Annotated in this window: 18 protein-coding genes; 9 read left to right on the top strand and 9 right to left on the bottom strand. The window is 70.3% G+C overall.

The features are described from left to right. Nucleotides 1-8 precede the first annotated feature (8 nt). The 3 genes from K2W61_RS13085 (at nt 9) to K2W61_RS13095 (ending at nt 4,057) form a co-directional block, all read left to right on the top strand. A complete protein-coding gene (locus tag K2W61_RS13085) occupies nt 9-530 on the top strand; it encodes a sigma-70 family RNA polymerase sigma factor (protein ID WP_236755791.1) in 522 nt (173 codons plus the stop codon). Further along, entirely contained in the window at nt 527-1,507 is a 981-nt protein-coding gene (locus K2W61_RS13090) for a FecR domain-containing protein (protein ID WP_236755792.1), read from the top strand. The genes K2W61_RS13085 and K2W61_RS13090 overlap by 4 nt, the downstream gene beginning before the upstream one ends. Before the next feature lie 96 nt (nt 1,508-1,603). Next, nucleotides 1,604-4,057, top strand: a complete 2,454-nt coding sequence (locus K2W61_RS13095; protein ID WP_236755793.1) for a TonB-dependent receptor — start codon at nt 1,604-1,606, stop codon at nt 4,055-4,057. 21 nt (nt 4,058-4,078) lie between these two features. Here K2W61_RS13095 and K2W61_RS13100 read toward each other — a convergent pair whose 3' ends face one another. Together K2W61_RS13100 and K2W61_RS13105 are read right to left on the bottom strand one after the other, a co-directional pair. Next, nucleotides 4,079-4,729, bottom strand: a complete 651-nt coding sequence (locus K2W61_RS13100) for a 2OG-Fe(II) oxygenase (RefSeq protein ID WP_175140500.1) — start codon at nt 4,727-4,729, stop codon at nt 4,079-4,081. After that, a complete protein-coding gene (locus K2W61_RS13105) occupies nt 4,726-5,361 on the bottom strand; it encodes a DNA-3-methyladenine glycosylase family protein (RefSeq protein WP_236755794.1) in 636 nt (211 codons plus the stop codon). The genes K2W61_RS13100 and K2W61_RS13105 overlap by 4 nt, the downstream gene beginning before the upstream one ends. A gap of 258 nt (nt 5,362-5,619) precedes the next feature. Here K2W61_RS13105 and K2W61_RS13110 point away from each other — a divergent pair, with 258 nt between their 5' ends. Then, the gene (locus K2W61_RS13110; RefSeq protein ID WP_175132381.1) at nt 5,620-6,309 is read left to right on the top strand and encodes an HAD family hydrolase; all 690 of its coding nucleotides are present in this window, start codon (nt 5,620-5,622) and stop codon (nt 6,307-6,309) included. Between the two features lie 13 nt (nt 6,310-6,322). Here the strand turns inward: K2W61_RS13110 and K2W61_RS13115 are convergent, their stop codons facing one another. Continuing rightward, nucleotides 6,323-7,099 carry a short-chain dehydrogenase/reductase gene (locus tag K2W61_RS13115; RefSeq protein ID WP_175132382.1) on the bottom strand — a complete coding sequence of 259 codons (777 nt, stop codon included), beginning with the start codon at nt 7,097-7,099 and terminating at the stop codon, nt 6,323-6,325. Between the two features lie 121 nt (nt 7,100-7,220). Between K2W61_RS13115 and K2W61_RS13120 the strand changes: the two genes are divergently transcribed. After that, nucleotides 7,221-7,739 (top strand): MgtC/SapB family protein, encoded by a 519-nt coding sequence (locus K2W61_RS13120; protein WP_236755796.1) that lies wholly within the window; start codon nt 7,221-7,223, stop codon nt 7,737-7,739. A gap of 7 nt (nt 7,740-7,746) precedes the next feature. Here the strand turns inward: K2W61_RS13120 and K2W61_RS13125 are convergent, their stop codons facing one another. The 5 genes from K2W61_RS13125 to K2W61_RS13145 form a co-directional block, all read right to left on the bottom strand. Then, the gene (locus K2W61_RS13125) at nt 7,747-8,115 is read right to left on the bottom strand and encodes a cupin domain-containing protein (protein ID WP_175132384.1); all 369 of its coding nucleotides are present in this window, start codon (nt 8,113-8,115) and stop codon (nt 7,747-7,749) included. A gap of 85 nt (nt 8,116-8,200) precedes the next feature. Beyond that, nucleotides 8,201-9,010 (bottom strand): AraC family transcriptional regulator, encoded by an 810-nt coding sequence (locus tag K2W61_RS13130; RefSeq protein WP_236755797.1) that lies wholly within the window; start codon nt 9,008-9,010, stop codon nt 8,201-8,203. A gap of 4 nt (nt 9,011-9,014) precedes the next feature. After that, nucleotides 9,015-9,398, bottom strand: coding sequence for a VOC family protein (locus tag K2W61_RS13135; protein WP_236755798.1), 384 nt, complete (start codon nt 9,396-9,398; stop codon nt 9,015-9,017). 148 nt (nt 9,399-9,546) lie between these two features. Beyond that, nucleotides 9,547-10,206, bottom strand: coding sequence for a DNA oxidative demethylase AlkB (gene alkB / locus K2W61_RS13140; protein ID WP_236755799.1), 660 nt, complete (start codon nt 10,204-10,206; stop codon nt 9,547-9,549). A gap of 1 nt (nt 10,207) precedes the next feature. Continuing rightward, entirely contained in the window at nt 10,208-10,903 is a 696-nt protein-coding gene (locus K2W61_RS13145) for a 2OG-Fe(II) oxygenase (RefSeq protein WP_175132388.1), read from the bottom strand. Between the two features lie 200 nt (nt 10,904-11,103). On the opposite strand from K2W61_RS13145, the gene K2W61_RS13150 reads away from it, so the two are divergent. After that, nucleotides 11,104-11,676, top strand: a complete 573-nt coding sequence (locus K2W61_RS13150; protein WP_236755800.1) for a helix-turn-helix domain-containing protein — start codon at nt 11,104-11,106, stop codon at nt 11,674-11,676. A 7-nt stretch (nt 11,677-11,683) separates the two neighbouring features. Further along, nucleotides 11,684-12,220 carry a GNAT family N-acetyltransferase gene (locus tag K2W61_RS13155; protein ID WP_236755801.1) on the top strand — a complete coding sequence of 179 codons (537 nt, stop codon included), beginning with the start codon at nt 11,684-11,686 and terminating at the stop codon, nt 12,218-12,220. Between the two features lie 30 nt (nt 12,221-12,250). On the opposite strand, the gene K2W61_RS13160 is transcribed toward K2W61_RS13155, so the two are convergent. Next, nucleotides 12,251-12,583, bottom strand: a complete 333-nt coding sequence (locus K2W61_RS13160) for a hypothetical protein (protein WP_175132391.1) — start codon at nt 12,581-12,583, stop codon at nt 12,251-12,253. Between the two features lie 128 nt (nt 12,584-12,711). Between K2W61_RS13160 and K2W61_RS13165 the strand changes: the two genes are divergently transcribed. Together K2W61_RS13165 and K2W61_RS13170 are read left to right on the top strand one after the other, a co-directional pair. Continuing rightward, a complete protein-coding gene (locus K2W61_RS13165; RefSeq protein ID WP_175132202.1) occupies nt 12,712-12,963 on the top strand; it encodes a hypothetical protein in 252 nt (83 codons plus the stop codon). 237 nt (nt 12,964-13,200) lie between these two features. After that, on the top strand, nt 13,201-14,004 hold the full coding sequence (locus K2W61_RS13170) for an SDR family NAD(P)-dependent oxidoreductase (protein WP_236755802.1): 804 nt from the start codon (nt 13,201-13,203) through the stop codon (nt 14,002-14,004). Nucleotides 14,005-14,008 lie beyond the last annotated feature (4 nt).

A 14,008-nucleotide genomic window follows, 5' to 3' on the forward strand; every position in this document is an offset into this window, starting at 1 on the left:
GCTGCGCCGTGTCCCCGACCGATTTCCTGCCCGCCGACACCGTCACGCGGATCTATCGCCAGCACCATGGCTGGCTGTCGCTCTGGCTGCGCAGGAAGCTCGGTAATTCCTTCGATGCGGCCGACCTGGCCCACGATACCTTCGTGCGCCTGATGGCCGCGCGGGTGCGGGCCGGCGGCGGCGACGAGCCGCGCGCGTTGCTCACGCACATCGCCAAGGGGCTGGTGGTGGACCACTGGCGCCGGCGCTCGCTGGAAGATGCCTATCAAGCCGCGGCGGCGCAACTGCCGCCGCGAGAAGCGCCGTCGCCGGAACTGCGGGCGCTGATCCTGGAAACCCTTTACGCCATTGACGCCACCTTGCGCACCCTGCCGGCCAGGACGCGCGCGATCTTCCTGTCGTCGCAGTTCGACGGCATGGCGTATGCCGATATCGCCCGCGTGCAACGGGTGTCCCTGGCCACCGTCAAGCGCCACATGCAGAAGGCGTTGACGGCCTGTCTCATCGCCTACCAGGCCGATTCCGCGTGAGCGCCGCGCCGGACCCCGTGTTGCTCGAAGAGGCCGCCGGCTGGCTGGTGCGCTTCCAATCCGAAACGCTGTCGGCCTCGGACCGGGCGGCGTTCGAGCGCTGGCGCGGCCGCAGCGCGGCGCACGCGGCGGCCTGGCGCCGGGTCGAAGACATGTTGCGCAGTTTCGGGCAGGTGCCGCCGGCGCTGGGGGCGCGCACCTTGCGGCAACTGGACCGGCCCGCGCGCCGCCAGGCGCTGCGCACCGTGGCGGGCCTGCTGGCAGCAGGGCCGGCGGCCTGGCTGGCCTGGCGCGAACTGCCCTGGCGCGAATGGCGCGCCGACGCCCGTACCGCCACCGGCGAACAGCGGCAGATGCTGCTGGCCGACGGCACGCGGTTGTGGTTGAACACGGCCACGGCGGTGGATGTCCAGTACACCGCGCGGCAACGCCAGCTCTGGCTGCGCGCCGGCGAGATCCTGCTGGCCTCCGGCCGGGACCCGCAGCAGCCGCCGCGACCATTACGGGTGCGCACCGCGTTCGGCAGTGTGCGGGCGCTGGGCACCCGCTTCATGGTGCGCGACGCGGGCCATGACATCCAGGTGGCGGTGTTCGAAGACGCGGTGGAAATCCACACCGACGGCGATGCGCGGCGGGTGCTGCATGCGGGGCAGCAGGCGCGCTTCGATGCGGCCGGCATCGGACCCGGGCGGGCCGCCGATGCGGCGCTGGTGTCATGGGAGCACGGCATGCTGGCCGCGCACAACTGGCGGCTGGCCGACCTGGTGGACGAACTGGCGCGCTATCGGCGCGGCTTCCTGCGCTGCGATCCCGAGGTGGCCGGATTGCGGGTCTCGGGCGCGTTTCCGCTGGGCGACATCGATGCCAGCCTGCGCCTGCTCGAGAAGACCTTGCCGGTGCGGATCCAGCGCGTCACGCCGTACTGGATCAAGGTGGCCGCGCGGAGCGCGGGTGGCGATCCCGCTGTTACAAATTAATCGCGCTTGCCCTGACACTTTTTGCGCCTTCGTCCGGTGTGCCGGGTGAATCGTCGCGGCCCGGCCGCGAGCCCCTCGCCCATGAAGGATCGTTCCATGCCCGTCAGCTCCACCCGCCTTCCGTCGTTCCGCCGCGCGCGGCTCCCCTGCGCTTCACTGCGGGCCACCGCGAGCGCGTTCGGGCTGGGCCTGGCCCTGCTGCTGGCGGCGCCGCCGGCTGCCCACGCCACCGACGGCGCCAGCGCCGCGCCGGGCAGATCCTATGCGATCGCGCCCGGGGCACTGGGCGATGTGCTGGCGCAGTTCGCCGCCGCTTCGGGCGTGCCGCTGTCGTTCGATCCGGCGCTGCTGGCCGGGCGCCGCAGCGACGGCCTGAACGGCGTCTACACCGTGCGCGATGGCTTTGCGCGGCTGTTGGCCGGGTCGGGCTATGCCCTGGCCGAGCAGGGCGACGGCGCGTATTCACTGCGCACGCTGTCGCCGTCGGGCGCGGCCACCCTGTTACCGAGCATCGTTGTCGATGGCGCCGGCGTGTCGCCGTCGGCGTTGCCGTCCGAGTATGCCGGCGGCCAGGTCGCGCGCGGCGGCCGGCTGGGCATGCTGGGCAACCGCGACGTGATGGATGCGCCCTTCAGCGTCGCCAACTACACCGCCGACCTGCTGGCCAATCGCCAGGCGGTGACGCTGGCCGACGCGCTCAACGTCGACTCGTCGGTGCGCTTCACCGGCCAGATAGGCGGGGTGACGGATTCGTTCTATATCCGCGGTTTCCCGATAGGCGAAGGCAACCTGGGCGAGATCGCCTTCGACGGTGTCTATGGCGTGGCGCCCAACTACCACGTGTTCACCGACTACATCGAACGCGTCGAGGTGTTGAAGGGCCCCGCCGCGCTGCTGTACGGCATGTCGCCCAACAGCGGCGTGGGCGGCGTCATCAATATGGTGCCCAAGCGCGCCTTGCCGCAGGACCTGACGCGTGTGTCGGCCGACTACGCCGGCGCCTCGCAGTTCGGCGGACGCGTCGACCTGAGCCGGCGCTTCGGCGACGACGGCGCCTGGGGCGTGCGCGTCAATGGCCTGCACCGCCAGGGCGACACGCCGCTGGACAACCTGCATTCGCGCACCGACATCGGCGCGCTGTCGCTGGATTACCAAGGGGAAAAACTGCGAGCCTCGCTGGACCTGCTGACGCAGGAGGAGAAAGTCGATGCGCCCACGCGGCCGTTCCTGGTGGCGGCGGGGTTGCGTACGCCTGATGCGCCGGACGGCCGGCGCAACGCGACGCAGCCGTGGGGCTGGTGGAAATCGTCGGGGCAGTCCGCGCTGCTGCGGGTGGAGTACGACGTCAGCGACCGCCTGACCGTGTTCGCCGACGCCGGTGGCTCGGATACCGCCATCAACCGTCTGTCCGATCAGACCCCCACCATCGTCAATGCCGCCGGCGACACCGTGGTGACGCCCAACCACTTCAAGTTCCAGGTTGACCGCAGCACCTACAATGCCGGCCTGCGCGCCAGGCTGGATACTGGTCCGGTGCGCCACGCCATCACCTTCATGGGCACGCTGTACAGCGACCGCAATTCGCAGGCCAGCGTGACCGGCACGCCGCTGTCGTCCAACATCTACCACCCGGTGACGCGGCCGCGGCAGGACATCGCCGCGCCCGCCAGCGTGCCCAAGGTGTCGTCATCGGACCTGACCGGCTTCGCGCTGGCCGACACCCTGAGCGTGCTGGACGAGCGCGCGCAACTGACGCTGGGGGCGCGCCAGCAGCGCATCGAGTCGCGCAATTTCAATCCCGCCACGGGGGCGCGCACGCTCAGCTATGACGAGAGCGCCGTCACGCCGCTGGCCGGCCTGGTGCTCAAGCCGTGGGGCAATGTCTCGTTCTACGCCAACTACATCGAAGGCCTGAGCAAGGGCGACGTGGCGCCAGCCACCGCGTCCAACGCCGGACAGGTGTTCAAGCCCTACAAGGCCAAGCAGAAGGAGGTGGGCGTAAAGGTCGATTTCGACAGCGCCATGCTGACCCTGAGCGCCTTCGAGATCACCAAGCCCAGCGGCCAGTTGACCGGCTCGGTGTATGCCGCGGACAGCGAACAGCGCAACCGCGGCCTGGAGCTGAACCTGTCGGGCGAGCCGCTGCGCGGCCTGCGTCTGCTGGGCGGCGTGACCTTCCTGGATGCCGAGCTGACACGCACCAGCAACCCCGCCACGCGCGGCAACCGGCCGGTGGGCGTGCCGCGCTTTACCGCCAACCTGGGCGCGGAATGGGATACGCCCTGGGTCGCCGGCCTGACCCTGACCGGCGGCGTGATCCACACCGGCAAGGAATACGTCAACCAGGCCAATACGCAATCGGTGCCGTCATGGACCACGTTCGACCTGGGCGCCCGCTACGTTACGCGCATCGATGGCAAGGCGGTGACGCTGCGCGCCAACGTGGTCAACCTGTTCAACCGCGCTTACTGGTCGGGCGTGGCGTCCTACGGCACCCTCTCGCAGGGCGTGCCGCGCACGCTGATGCTGTCGGCGTCGATGGACTTCTGACGGCGCCGGGTTGTCCAGGCCTTACGGCGGGGCGGACTGGCCGTCCAGCGGCAGCGACAGCCCGACCCGCTCGCCGCTGCGCACCCGGCTGATGGCATGGCGCAGCGTGGCGCGGTAGTCGCCGTTGGCGCCCCGCACCGGCCGGTGCGCCGCCGCGATCACGGCGCCATCGCCCCGGCGCAGCGGCAGAACCATCGGGCGCGATTGCTGGCGCGGCCGTTGCTCGGTCATGACGAATTCGCCGCCGGTGAAGTCCCGTCCGGGCTCGGACAGCAAGGCAATCAGGCAGAAGGGGAACGCGGCGTCGTCCGCGGCATGGCGCAGGGGGAGGCTGCCGTCCTGGCCGAGCCGGCTCAGGCAGGCCGGGGCCGCCGCCGTGGCCGCGGGGGCGGCGCGTCCCAACCGCTGCGCCCATGACCGAGCCAGCGGCGCCAGCCGCGCGTGCAGCTGCCGTTGCAGCGCGTCCAAGCCATCAGGCAGGGGCGGGCGCCATGATCGGCATGCCTGGCCATCGGCGCCGGCGGGCAAGGTACGCGGATCGTCGAAGGCGCGCGCCAGTTCAGCGGCCCGCGCGGGGCTGAACAACGCGGGCAGCGGCGCCCAGCCCTCGGCGTCCAGCTGTTCAAGGATGTGGGTCCAGTCGTAGCGGTCCAGCGCCGGCAGCGCGCTCATGACGCCGCCGGTGAGGGCGAGGCGGGCAGGCGCCACAGATACCAGGCCGCGATCGTGCGGTAGGGGCTGAAGGCCTCGCCGATGGCGCGCATCTGCGCCGGCGAGGGCGCCTTGTCCAGCCGCTTCAGGCGGCGGTAGCCCTCGCGCACGCCATAGTCGTCCACCGGCAGGATATCCATGCGTTCGAGCGTGTAGATCAGCAGCATCTCCACCGTCCAGCGGCCCACGCCGCGCAGCGTCACCAGGCGCGCGATCAGGTCCTCGTCGCGCATCGCCAGGGCTTCGTCGCGCGCGGGGATCAGGCCGTCCAGCGCGGCCTGCGCGATGCCGCGGATGGTGGCCAGCTTGGACGCCGAAAAGCCGCAGGCGCGCTGGATACCGGGGTCGGTGTCCAGCAGCGCGCGGGGCGCGGGAAAGGCCTGCCCCGGATACAGCGCCAGCAGGCGGCCGAGAATGGCATCGCCGGCGCGCGCGTGCAGTTGCTGGTAGGCGATGGCGCGTACCAGCGCCTCGTAGGGATCGCGCGCCGGCCGCGAGGCATGGCGGCAGGGGCCGATGGCGGCCACATGGTCTGCCCAGTCCGCGTCCAGTGCGGCCAGGTGCCGCGCCGCGCGGGCATACAGGGCGGACATATCGTCGGCGGCGGGAGCCGTCCCGGCACGTTCAGAGGGCTTGGCGGGAGCGGGCCGGCGGCGGGCGGGCAGGGGAGCGGTTGGCGGCATGGGCACGGGGCAGCGGGTGGACGGGAGCGGGGCGCGCAGGGAGCGCCGCCCGCGAAACAGCATAGCGAACCGCGCGGCGCCGCGCACTCCGTTGCTTGCGCGGGCGGCCGAGGCGCCGGAGGTGAAGTATGCTCTGGGGCTTCTCCGCCCCTGACCCCCGTAGCCGCAATGACTGATTTTCCCTTTGACGCCGTGTTGTTCGACTGTGACGGCGTCCTGGTCGATTCCGAGCCGATCACCGCCCGCGTCCTGACCGAGATGCTCAACGAGCTGGGCTGGGCCATCACCTTCGAAGAGGCTACCCGCATCTTCACCGGCAAGGCGGTGCGTGATGAACTGCCCTTGATCCAGGCGCGCACCGGCGTGGCGCTGTCGCCCGAGTGGTTCGCGCAATTCCGCGAGCGCCGCAATGCCGCGCTCGACCGCGAGCTGCGCGAGATTCCCGGCGCGCCGGATGCGGTGCGGGCCTTGCACCAGACGCTGGCGGGCCGCATCGCCGTGGCCTCGGGCGCCGATCGCCGCAAGGTCGAGTTGCAGCTGGCCAAGGTTGGCATCGCCGAGTGTTTCGGCGAACGGGTCTTCAGTGGCCACGAGATGCCGCGCAGCAAGCCGCATCCCGATGTCTACCTGGCCGCCGCCAGCGCGCTGGGCGTGGATCCGCGCCGCTGCGCCGTGGTCGAAGACACCATCACCGGCGCCACCGCCGGGGTGGCGGCGGGCGCCACCGTGTTCGGCTACAGCCCGAGCGCCAACGGCCACAGCAGCGCCTCGGCGCTGCGCGAAGTTGGCGTGGCGCATGTGTTCACCGACATGGCGCATCTGCCGGCCCTGCTGGCCGGCTGGGCCGCGGCGCGCTGAGCCACAGGGCGCATCAGCGGCCGGCGTACTGCTCGCCGCCGTCCAGGTCGATCACCGTGCCGCTGAGATAACCGGCGCGCGGCGATGCGCCGAACACCACCATGTCGGCGACCTCTTCCGGTTCCATCAGACGGCCGAAGGGCAGGTCGTTAAGCGTCTCCTGCCAGCGCGATGCATCGCCCCAGCGGGCTTGCGCGCGCTGTCTGGCCAGGGTCAGCACCCGGTCGGTGCGGGTGCGCGACGGATTCACGCCGAACACGCGCACGCCGTGGCGCGGCCCGTCGCCGCCCAGGGCGCGGGTGAAGGCGATCAGCGAGGCATTGGCGGCGGCGCCGCAGATGTAGTCGGCGCGCGGCGCCGAGCCGGCCATGCCGATGATGTTGGCGATGACGCCGGCGCCCGCCTGGCGCATCAGCGGATAGTAGTGGCGCGCCAGATCGATGTAGCCATGCACTTTCAGGTCCCAGCCGGTGCGCCAGCGTTCGTCCTGCACCTGGTCCAGGGCGCCGCCAGGCACCGCGCCGGCATTGTTGACCAGGATGTCGATCGCGCCGGTCTGTTCCAGCACCCGCGCCGCCGCGCCGCGTTGCGCCAGGTCGACCGCCAGGGTGCGCGCCGCGCGGCCGGTCTGCGCCTGGATCGCCTGCGCGGCGGCCTGCAGCGCCGCGTCGTCGCGCGCCGCCAGGATCGGCTCGGCGCCCTCTCGCGCAAAGGCCAGGGCGCAGGCCAGGCCGATTCCCTTGGACGCGCCCGTGATCAGTACGCGCTTGCCATCCAGCTGCAAATCCATCCGAAGCTCCTCGTGGTGCCCGTCTCGATGCGGACCTGCCTGACGTTGTAAACCAGATGGCCGGCGCCGCGCCAGCGCGGCCTGCTATGCTGGCCGCATCCACCTGCCGCGGGAGACGACAATGGCGGATATCTGGCTACAAGTCTGGACCACTTTGCGCAGCGAATTCGCCGACATTCCCGATGTCGGCGAGGCCACTCGCATCGTGCTGCGATTGGGCATGGCGGTGCTGCTGGGCGGCTTGCTCGGCTACGAGCGCGAACGCAGCGGCAAGGCCGCGGGCCTGCGCACCCATATGCTGGTGGCGCTGGGCGCGGCCATCTTCGTGCTGGTGCCGCTGCAGAACGGCATGCAGGTCAGCGACCTGAGCCGGGTGCTGCAAGGGGTGATCGCGGGCATCGGTTTCCTGGGCGCGGGTGCCATCATCAAGCTCAGCGACGAGCGCGAGATCCGCGGCTTGACGACGTCGGCCAGCATCTGGATGACGGCCGCCATCGGCGTGACCGCCGGGATGGGGCGCGAGGCCACCGCCGTGGTCAGCACGCTGATGGCGCTGTTCGTGTTGGCGGTGCTGCGGCGGGCCGAGGCCCGCATCGCCGACAAGGACGACAAGCGGTTGATCGAGCGCGACCGGCCCTGAGCGGTCCTCAGATCCAGACATCGTTGGGCGCGCTGCGCTCGCCGCCCTGGTCGCCGGTGTTGCGCACGCCACGCGGCTCGATCAGCATGGCCTGCACCTCCTGCGGCGCACAGGGCTTGTGCTCCACCCCCTTGGGGATAACGGCCATTTCGCCTGGCCCCAGATCGATGTGGCCGTCGCGCAGGTCGATGCGCAAGTGGCCGGCCAGGACGATGAAGGTCTCGTCGGTGTCGGCATGGGCATGCCAGACGAACTCGCCGTGCAGCTTGACCAGCTTGAACTGGTAGTCGTTCATTTCGGCGATGACCTTGGGCATCCAGGTTTCCTGGATCAGCGACAGCTTGTGGGCGAGATTGATGGCGGTGATGGCGGGCATGGCGGCGTCCTTGGCCGGGGAAGAAAACCACAGCTTAGGGGCTGGCGCGCGCGGGGTCTTGTACGTTTGTGCGCAAGGCCGCGCGTCAGGGGCGCAGGGTGCCGCGCCAGCGCGCGGGCGTCATGCCGAAGGTTTCGGTGTGGCGGCGCGTCAGGTGGCTCTGGTCGGTGAAGCCGGCGGCCAGCGCGGCCTGCGCCAGGGGTTCGCCCACGGCGATCAGGCGGCGCGCCAGGTCGAGGCGGCGCAGCAGGGCATAGCGGTACGGGCTGGTGCCGTACAGCGCGCGGAAGTCGCGCGACAGGCTCCAGCGGTCGATGCCGGCGGCGCGTTCCAGGTCGTCCAGCGACACCGCCTGGCCGCGCGCGTCGTGGATGTACTGGCGTGCGCGCTCGCAGGCGGCATAGTCGGGGCGCGCCCGGGCCGGGACCTGTCCGGCGGCGGCGCACAGCGCCTGCGTCAGGTCGTAGAGCGCGTCGTCCTCGCGCAGCGGATCGGCGCAGGCGTCGGCGCCACGCAACAAGGTGGCGCAGGCCGCGCGCAAGCGCGCATCGTTGGAGATGCCGCCGCGCACGAAGGGCAACGGGCGGCCGCCCAGGATGCGCTGGATCAGCGCCGGCTGCACATAGGCCATGCGGTAGTGAAAGCCGGCGTCGGTGCCGGCCTGGCCGTCGTGCGCCTCGTCGGGGTGCAGCACCAGCACGCCACCCGGCAGGCTGTGCCGCAGGTCACGGCGGTAGTGAAAGCTCTGCACGCCCGCCAGCGTGCAGCCGATGGCGTAGGTGTCATGCCGATGCAGCCCGTAGCCGCGGCCGCCGAAGTAGGCCTCGATGTGCTCGAAGCGGTCGCCCGGCGCGTGGCGCACGATCCAGTCGCGGGAGGCGGGGCGGGCGGCCATCGGGCTACTTGAGCTGCACCAGCACGAACTCGTTGCCGTACAGGTCGATGAAGTGCGCGTAGCTGGTGGCGGAGTCGTCCACCGGCTCCTTGGTGAAGCGCACACCGCGCGCGGCCAGGCGGGCGTGGTCGCGCATCAGGTCATCGGTGTAGAACACGCCCACCGGCTGGCCGCCGGTCTGGTCGCCGACGCGGTCGCGCTGGGCCTGGGTCTGCGCCAGCAGCAGCCAGACCCCCACCGACGGCTGTTCGGGCAGGCGCAGGTGCACGTAACGTTGCGGCCCCACCGCCATGTCGACGATGGCCTCCATGCCCAGCTTGTCCTGGTAGAAGGCGATGGCGGTGTCGTAATCGTTGACCAGCACGACGAGGCGGCCAAGTGAATGCATGTCGGGACTCTTTTGAAAGTTCAGCTTGCGGCTATGCTAACCGGTCTTCATGGCGCCGCCGTGCGCCATGGGTGGAATCCGACCCGCGGAGCCGGCCTGCAGCGGGAATTTCAGCGGGCACGCTCGCGTGGGCCCCGTCGGCAAGGCCTCAGTCGGCCCGGCGCAGGGTGAAGTTGAACCGCAGGCTGCCCAGCGTCGGGTGGGGGCGCTCCTTGAGCGGCAGCACGCCGTGGTAGCGCAGCCGGTCGACCCCGCCCCACACCACCACGTCGCCATGGAACAGTGGCACATGCACGGCCCGGTCGCCGCGCGCATGGCCGCCAAACAGGAACACCGCCGGCATGCCCAGCGAGACCGAGACGATGGGCGCGCCGTAGTCGCGCTCGTCCTTGTCCTGGTGCAGCGACAGCCGCGAGCCCGGCTGGTAGCGGTTGATCAGGCAGGCGTCCGGCGCGAAGGCGGCAAAGCCCGCCGCCAGCGCGGCCTCGCGCGCCAGTGTGTCGAAGGCCTCGGGCATGTCCGGCCACGGACTTCGCGACTGCGGATCCTCGCGGGTGTAGCGATAGCCTTGCGCGTCGCTGGTCCAGCCGTAGCGGCCGCAATTGGTCAGCGCTACCGACATGGGCAGGCCCCCGGGCGTGACCATGTGGCGAAACGGCGCCTGCCGGCGCACCGTGTCGACGCCGGCCAGCAGCGCCTGCGCCACGGGCAAGGCGTAGCCGCGCAGCACCATCGACTGCGGGCCGATGCGCTCGCGGCCGGTCTGCGCGGTCTCTGCGTCATTGAACAGGTTGAGGCTGGTTCCCATGTCAGGCCGCATCGTGGAAGATCACGCCGAGCGTGTGGCGCCGCCCGCCGCGCAGCGCGCTGACGCCGTGGCGCATGGCCACGCGGCGCCAACCGCGCGCGCCGGCCACGGGACGCTGGTTGACGGTGAAGATCAGCGCATCGCCCTGGTCCAGTGGCACCACCTCGGCACGCTGCCCGGCGCTATCGGTTTCGGTCATGACGAATTCTCCGCCGGTGAAGTCCGCGCCCGGGCGCGACAGCAGCACCGCCGCCTGCAGCGGGAAGACATGCTCGCCGTACAGGTCCTGGTGCAGGCAGTTGTAGTCGCCGGGCCCGTATTGCAGGATCAGGGGGGTCGGCCGGCGCTGGCCGGCCTCGTGGCAGCGCGCCAGGAAGGCGGCATGCTCGGCCGGATACTCGACCGCGATGCCCATCTGGCGGTTCCAGCGGTTGGCGATCGGCGCCAGTCGCGGATACAGCGCGGTGCGCAGGTTGTGCAGCAGGCGCGGCAGCGGATAGGCGAAGTACTGGTATTCGCCGCGGCCGAAACCGTGACGGCTCATGACGATGCGGCTGCGGTAGCGATGTTCGTCGCCGTAGCCGCTGGCCAGGGCCTGGCACTGCGCGGGGGTGAGCAGGCCGGCGGCCACGGCGTGGCCGCGCGCGTCCAGTTCGGCGGCGAGGCGGGTCCAGTCCAGGGTGTCGAGTTTGCTCATGGGAAACGCGTGGTGGTGGGCGGTCGGCGGATATCCAGTCTACCGCCGACGCGGCCGGCGTGAACGCCGTAATTTGCGCCGCGGTCTGCGCAGTTCTCCGGGCCGTAAGCTGCTGCATCGAGTGCGGCCGCGCGGATCGGCGCCACGCCGGGCGCAGTCAGTGATTGATGGTTTTCCATATATGGGATAAATTTCCTTATATGGAAAAATCATCCGCACCCGATACGGACCTGGACCAACGCCTGGCCGGCCGCCTCAAGACCCTGCGCCTGGAGCGCGGCTGGTCATTGGACGAACTGGCCGGCCGTGCCGCGGTCAGCCGCGCGACCCTGTCGCGCCTGGAAAACGCCGAGGTCAGTCCCACCGCCAGCGTGCTGGGCAAGCTGTGCGGCGCCTATGGCATGACGATGTCGCGCCTGATGCGCATGGTCGAAGACGACTTCACCCCGCTGGTGCCGGGCGCGGCACAGGCGCTGTGGGTCGATGGCGACACGGGCTTTCGCCGCCGTTCGGTGTCGCCGCCCTCGCAGAAGCTGGCCGGTGAAGTGTTGGCCTGCGAACTGCCCGCGGCTACCCATATCGACTACGCGCAGTCGCCGCGGGCCGGCCTGGAACATCACCTGGTGATGCTGGAAGGCGAACTGACGATCCGCGTCGATGGCCAATGCCACACCCTCGCGCCCGGCGACTGTCTGCGGTACCAGCTCTATGGCGCCAGCGCCTTCGACACCCCGCCGCACAGCGGCGCCCGTTATCTGTTGTTCATCGTCTGAGTCCACCATGGCCATCGATTCCCTTGCATTGAACCGCGTCAGCGCGGCGGAGGCCCGCGCCTTGTTGCCCGGCCTGGGAGAACTGCTGCTTGCCTGCGTGCAAGACGGCGCCAGCGTCAGTTTCGTGCTGCCTTTCGACGCCGAGGCGGCACGGGCGTTCTGGCGCGACAAGGTACTGCCGCCGCTCGAAGGCGGCGGGCTGGTGCTGCTGGTGGCGATGCAGGACGGCCGGGTGGCCGGATCGGTGCAACTGGACTGCGATACGCCGCCCAATCAGCCGCACCGCGCCGAGATCCGCAAGCTGTTGGTGCATCCGGATTTCCGGCGCCGCGGCATTGCCCGCGCGCTGATGCGGGCAGCGGAAGCGGCCGCCGTGCAGGCCGGCCGCAGCCTGATCACGCTGGACACGCGCAGCGGTGACAACGCCGAGCCGCTGTACGCCTCGCTGGGGTATCGAACGGTGGGGAGGATTCCGGGATTCGCCCGCGATGCGCGCGATCCGGCGCGGCTGGACGCCACCACCATCATGTACAAACCGTTATAGCAACGCCCGGCGGCGGGCGGGAACCGCCGCTCAGGCGAGCGGCTTGAGGCCCACGCTGTAGGGCGGGGCGTTGCCGCGGGCAGCGGCCTTGATCTTCAGCATCGAGCCGCCGGGGGTGAATTCGAATTCCTGGAACGGCACTTCGAACCACTGGTGGAAACTGGTGCGCGAGAACTCCGGCACCCACACCTTGGGCCGCTTGGCATCGCAGTGGAATTCCACCAGCGTGCGGTCGATGCCCAACGGCCGGGTGTTGCCGATGCGGTAGCTGGCGCGCAGTTCGATGCTCTCGGTGCGGCCAGGTTGCCAGGTCAGGCCGATGGACATCATGAATTGTTCGATCGCCTCAATGCCGCGATACATAGCTGACTCCGAATGCTGCCCGGCGCGGGCGCCGGCGGGAAATAGCGGAATTATCCGCCATTCCCCGTTTTCCTGCGCGCCGCGCCCCGGCCTTGCGTTCCTTCAATGGCCCTGATTGAGTAAACCAAATGGACGCGCGCCGCCGCGCCCTGCACGATGATGCCCATGTCTTATATAAGACTGGCGCAGCCGCCGCCGGTCTGGGCATTCGACTCAAAGGAATCATCATGGCGAATCTTCTCCTGGCACTGGTCACCGCAGAACTCTCCCTTTTCGGTGTGGATGCCGCCGCGCCCGTCACGGAGCCGGTGGCGGACAGGGCCCCCGCCGGCAGCGCGCCGCGCTTCGACAGCGAGCACTATCGCAGCGCGCTGGGCTGATCCACCCGGCCGCCCGTTCGGGCCGGGGCGCCGTGGCGGCCCCCGTTTCCACGTGCGCCGGCGGGTGTCGGCAAGCCCGTAGAAATAGGCAGGTATCGCGCAAGAACGAGCCTGTGCGTGATGGCGCGCGATGCTTAATATCGCTCTCACGCCTGGGGTCGATGGGTTCCGCGTGAATCCGTCGGCGCCTGCGGGCCGCCGGCGTGTTGCCGGCCGCGGCGAGTTGAGGGAGATCGCATGAGCACCGAAAAAATCTGGTTTGTGACGGGCGTTGCCGACGGCCTGGGTCTGGCGCTGGTCAGGATGCTGCTCGATCAGGGGCACAAGGTCGCGGCCACGTCGCGCGACGTCGATGCGTTGCTGGACGCGGTGGACGCCAAGCTCGAAGGCCGCTTCCTGCCGCTGGAAGTGAACCTGGCCGACGAAGGCAGCGTGCGCCGCGCGGTCGATTCCGCCGTGGCCGCCTTCGGCCGCATCGACGTGGTGGTCAACAACGCCAGCCACGGCCTGCCGGGGGCGCTGGAAATGCTGTCGGACGCCGCGCTGCGCAGCAGCTTCGATATCAATGTCTTTGGCGTGTTGAATGTGGTGCGCGCGGTGATGCCGCGCCTGCGGGCGCAGCGCGCCGGCCACGTGTTCAACATTTCGTCGATCCTCGGTTTCGACGGCGGCAGCGCCGGCTGGGGCGCCTACAGCGCCGCCAAGTTCGCCGTCAGCGGGCTGAGCGAAGCGCTGGCCGCCGAGGCCGCCCCGCATGGCGTGCGCGTGTCGCTGGTCTATCCCGGCGCGATGCGCGCGCAGGCGGACGGCTCGCGCCCGGAGGCGGGCATCGGCCACGCCGCTTGCGGCGATCCGACCAAGGCCGCGCGCGCCCTGATCCAGGCGGCGCAGGCGCAATACGCGCCGCTGCACCTGTTTCTGGGGCGCGACGCCTTCGACCAGGCGCGCGGCAAGATCCAGTCGGTGCAGCAGGAACTGGCTCGCTGGCGTGAAATGTCGGTGTCGATCGGTTTTGTCGATGAACGGCGCCTGGCGGCCTGACGCT

Source organism: Achromobacter pulmonis, from assembly GCF_021733725.1.
Classification (GTDB): domain Bacteria; phylum Pseudomonadota; class Gammaproteobacteria; order Burkholderiales; family Burkholderiaceae_B; genus Achromobacter; species Achromobacter pulmonis.